Raw genomic sequence first — 4,339 nt, 5'->3', positions numbered from 1 at the left:
ATGGAGATTTACACCTATGGTCGGCACGTGACGAAGTATAACGACATTATCGAGGGGGAATCGAAATGAAACTTATATCATATCGGAGAACGGCGGTCTATTGGTACAACTTCGATACGGAGGCAGGCGCTACGTATAATATCGAGCCGGAAATATTTCGGGAAATAACAGGCGTGAGTAAAGAGGCGGTACTCGGCTGTACCGAAGTCACCGAAGAAGAATTGTGGGAACTGACGGAGAATGCCCGTTTAATTAAATTACCGGAGGGATTTGAGTGGGTAGTATAACGACGGTTAATAGATTACATATCGGATACATTGAGCAACTGGACGAGCTATACGAGCAGATCGAGGCAGATTTTCAGTATTATCGGAAGCAAAACTCGGAAATTGATAAACGGCTGAACGAGTTGGGCAAGCGGGGCAGGCCGGAACTTACCGCCGATGAAATGGAGCAATTACTTATACAGCGCAGGCAGGTAAAAGATGTCGCGTTGAAGTTACTGCCATTGCGCGACTTCTTCCGTAATCATTATGCGGAGGTTGGCGAGCGAATCGAGAAGTTGGAGGCGTTTAATCGTTAATTGTGACAAATTTGTGAACAATACAAAAAACGCTTGAAATAGAGTCCAAGTGTCCGATATAATAAAAAGATGTACGTCTAAATTTAAACATAAATAACCTATCTTATCATGATAATTTAATATTACAAGAGATTTTTTTCGAGTGTCAAGCAAATTATCCGTTCTAATCGTCGCTTTATTATTAGGAAATGAAGGTCGGCACCGTGATAACTCACAACTCCCGCGCGGTGTCTAAATTTTTTAGGGAGTAAGTACGCAATTAATACTATGAAAGGGGAATCTTTGAATTGAACAACGAACTATTTAGATTTATCCGGGTATCGAGGCGGCTGTCACAACGTGAATTTGCAAAGGCAATCGGTATTAGTCACGGCATGGTATCACATATTGAGACGAATTTAAAGCCGGTTACAGCAAGAACGGCCGCAAAAGTTCAGCAGGCTTTCGATTTGACGGATGAGGAACTAGCAGAATTGAGTAAGGTCTTAAAATGTGTCGTGTGACACGGTTAAAAATTAAAACGGGGGTTGTGTAAATGAACTTAAAAACTATCAAACTAACAGAAATTGTTGCTAATCCAAACCAGCCGCGGAAGCATTTCGACGAGCAAGCCTTGCAGGAACTAGCGGACTCAATTAAATCGGACGGGCTTCAAGAGCCGATTCTCGTGCGGCCAAAAGGTGACAAGTACGAAATTGTTCAGGGTGAAAGGCGTTATCGGGCGCATAAATTAGCTGGATTGGAAACGATACAGGCGAAAGTTAAGGAAGTAGACGACGAGGATGCGTTTCACCTCGCTGTTATCGAGAATATCCAACGAGAGCAATTGACGCCGATTGAAGAAGCGCGAGCTTTTCAAAAATACGTCGAAATGGGTTATAAGCATGAGGATATTGCTAAGAAAGTAAGTAAGAGCAGGACGTATGTAACCACAAAACTAAGGTTATTAAAATTGATTCCTCGTATTCAAGATTGGATTGCTGATAATAAACTATCAGACGGTCATGCTAAACAATTATTACGTATGGAATCTATTATTAATCGTTTTTGGGAAGGGAAGCCAGTCTATAGCGGCTCACATTTTAATTTTTTTCAAGAAAGATTTGTAGATTCATTTTGGGAGCGCCTCGATAATGGTGAGAAAGTGTCTGTAATAGACGTCAAAGAGTGGGGCGATAGGTGGTATTATGGCATGATTAATTCAATAATTTTACATTACAGAGGCAAGGGAGACACGATTGTAAATGAGAATAGGGGTTTTTCCTTAACTGCGGAAATGGATTGTAGGTTATGGAATCTTCACATCTCAAAAATAAGGGAGGAAGATATTGACTTTGCTAACGCCCAAGACTTAGACAACCTTAAAGATGAGTTTGATGAAGGTTTACGGCCTTGGATGATTGATAAGTTTTGGGACGATTTAAAAATAGAGCTTTTTTCGCCAGGAGCTAATCCATCCGAAAAATGGGACGATCCTTTGAAAGATAAAACATTAGAGGATCATACAAGAGAAATTCGAAAAAATTTAGAGAAATTTCATGCTACGCTTTATTTATTCGCAAAAATGTTTCATGATTTCGCGGATGAACATGGGAAAAGTAGATTGTCCAATTTAGAGTTAGCAGAAAGATTTTGTGAAGGGAATGAAGAAAGCATTTATTCTATTGAGGAATTAGAGGGCATGTTCGAAGAAGTAATGGAAATGGAGTTTTCGGAAGAGTTACTTGATAGTTTAGCTGAAAAAATTAATAAAAGTGTCACGTGACACAAAATCATAAAACCATAAAAAGGGGAGTTGTAGAAAATGGAAGAGAAAGAAAAGAAGGCGCAGCAATATCCGTTCAAAATTGACGAGTATTATTCGCCGGGCTTGAACAGTTTAAAACGGATTTATACACAGCATCCGAAATTTAACGGGAATACGCGGCTGATTTACGAGCTACTATACGATCATTGGAATCCCGAATACGGCTATGCCTTTCCCGATCAATGGGAATTGGCGCGCGAATCAGGGATTTCAAGAGCATCCGTTAATAACCAAATAAAGATTCTCGAAGAATTAGACTTAATTCGCGTCGAAAAAACTAAAGTTAGCACGAGGACAAATAACGTTTACTACATTAATAAGCCTTTAACAACAATCGAGGAATTTTATAGTAAATTTCCCGAAATTAGAGCCGCGGCCGAAGAACGAATCAGAAAAATCGACGAGGAAGAAGAAAGTCTCAAACAAAAAAGTTGGAGCGAGAAGGACGAGCCTAAGCGTAAAATTGTAAAAATTGATGTCAAGAAACCTAAAGTCAAAGCCGTACCGGATAAATCTTTTGATGTTTTAGCGAATTGGTTGTAACACCTGTAAAAAAACTTTACAGGGTACCTGTTAAAAATGTTTACAGGACACCTGTTTAATTTCTTTACAGTATATAAATATACGCCATATAAATATACCGAAAGAAAGATACATTACCGCCTAAACAAGTTTAGTCGGGAGAGTGTCTATATAGGTATTATTCGAAGGAAGTTCTTAAAGAACAATATAAAGAGACAAGCACCTGTAAAAAAACTTTACAGGGCAGAAAAAAAACAAAGGGGAGTTGTGGGAGTTGGAAAAACTGACAATGCAGGGGGAATTCAGAAAACTAAATAGTCTTTACGGACGCACGCCGGACAAGCAGGATACAGCCGAGGAAATCGCGGCAAGATGCGCAGCACTCACCGATCAAATGGACGAGCTACTCGAAAATCGCGGCCACGAATTAAAACATCTTCGAAATCAGGGCGTTAGCAAAGCGTTAGAAGGACGGGCAAATGTTCCGCTAATCTATCGGAAAAAGGCAAACGGTCAGCATATCGACGCATGGGCGAACCTACTCGATAAGAATTACGAATGGCTTGAACGTAAGTATAAAGAGGATGAAATCAAACGGCGCAGCGCGAAGGAATGGCGCGAACTTGAGCGGGCTTATGTCGTAAGGTCAAGCTATACGCTATGGGATTTTTACGACGATTACAAAACATTAATTGAGGAAAAGGAAGCGGACTGGAATGATTACCGGACAGAGCGCAAGAAATGGCGACAATGCAAACATCGTTTTTGCCTTGAATTGTTTCCGATAGATAAGAGTCATTTCCAATCAACGAATGAAGAATCGCAATACTATCGAGATGCCAAGCGTAAAGACGCGCGTTTTTGTTGTGTTGCCTGCCGTAAAGGACATTTCGAAAGCGTAGAACAATTCGCTAGAACAGCGAAGCTATACGACAATCCGACATACTTGCCGCCGGAAATTATAAACGAAGAACTTGAACTCGATGCGAGCAAGCAGGAAAGAACGGAAAGTTACGAAGTCTCGTTTTCGGACGATGAACAGCTTGAAGCGTTGAAATCTGGAAAAATGGAAAGTTTCAATTTTGAAGCGGAAGCAGTCGGGGAATTGGAATACAGATCCGCGGACGAAGAGCGCCGGGCAAGGTACGAGGCATTTATACGCGGTGAAGGTGAGCCGGTATTTACCGTAAAGATTAAAAAAGATGAAGAAATTTCGGAAGGTGAAGCGAATAAGCGTTCGGATCATCGCTTTATTAATGAGGAATTGAGCGCATAACACCGTTATTTTTAGCGGTGAGAATGAATAAAAGGAGGGTTTATATAATGAACGGAAACAAGGTGAAAGCTATTAGGCATTATCTTGGCCTGTCTATGGCGGAGTTTGCCAAGCGTCTCGGTATTTCAGTTGGTACCGTGTGTATTATCGA

At 40.8% G+C, this 4,339-nt stretch carries 6 protein-coding genes; all 6 read left to right on the top strand.

The features are described from left to right. Window positions 1-65: 65 nt before the first annotated feature. The 6 genes from JOC94_RS22405 (at window position 66) to JOC94_RS22380 (ending at window position 4,188) form a co-directional block, all read left to right on the top strand. The gene (locus tag JOC94_RS22405) at window positions 66-287 is read left to right on the top strand and encodes a hypothetical protein (RefSeq protein WP_077110264.1); all 222 of its coding nucleotides are present in this window, start codon (window positions 66-68) and stop codon (window positions 285-287) included. Continuing rightward, complete coding sequence (locus JOC94_RS22400) at window positions 275-583, top strand: hypothetical protein (protein ID WP_077110263.1); 309 nt, start codon at window positions 275-277, stop codon at window positions 581-583. The genes JOC94_RS22405 and JOC94_RS22400 overlap by 13 nt, the downstream gene beginning before the upstream one ends. A gap of 287 nt (window positions 584-870) precedes the next feature. Next, complete coding sequence (locus JOC94_RS22395) at window positions 871-1,086, top strand: helix-turn-helix domain-containing protein (RefSeq protein ID WP_077110262.1); 216 nt, start codon at window positions 871-873, stop codon at window positions 1,084-1,086. A 32-nt stretch (window positions 1,087-1,118) separates the two neighbouring features. Then, window positions 1,119-2,348, top strand: coding sequence for a ParB/RepB/Spo0J family partition protein (locus tag JOC94_RS22390; protein ID WP_077110261.1), 1,230 nt, complete (start codon window positions 1,119-1,121; stop codon window positions 2,346-2,348). A 39-nt stretch (window positions 2,349-2,387) separates the two neighbouring features. After that, complete coding sequence (locus tag JOC94_RS22385) at window positions 2,388-2,933, top strand: helix-turn-helix domain-containing protein (RefSeq protein WP_077110260.1); 546 nt, start codon at window positions 2,388-2,390, stop codon at window positions 2,931-2,933. A gap of 253 nt (window positions 2,934-3,186) precedes the next feature. Beyond that, entirely contained in the window at window positions 3,187-4,188 is a 1,002-nt protein-coding gene (locus JOC94_RS22380; protein ID WP_077110259.1) for a hypothetical protein, read from the top strand. Window positions 4,189-4,339 lie beyond the last annotated feature (151 nt).

It is taken from the genome of Siminovitchia thermophila, assembly GCF_016909185.1.
In the GTDB taxonomy this organism is placed as follows: domain Bacteria; phylum Bacillota; class Bacilli; order Bacillales; family Bacillaceae_C; genus Siminovitchia; species Siminovitchia thermophila.
This window is presented reverse-complemented; position numbering and strand designations above follow the sequence as displayed.

Bases quoted from the DNA above. Each gene is read 5' to 3' on its own strand.
- JOC94_RS22405 (WP_077110264.1), top strand. From the start codon at position 66: ATGAAACTTATATCATATCGGAGAACGGCGGTCTATTGGTACAACTTC.
- JOC94_RS22390 (WP_077110261.1), top strand. From the start codon at position 1,119: ATGAACTTAAAAACTATCAAACTAACAGAAATTGTTGCTAATCCAAAC.
- JOC94_RS22385 (WP_077110260.1), top strand. From the start codon at position 2,388: ATGGAAGAGAAAGAAAAGAAGGCGCAGCAATATCCGTTCAAAATTGAC.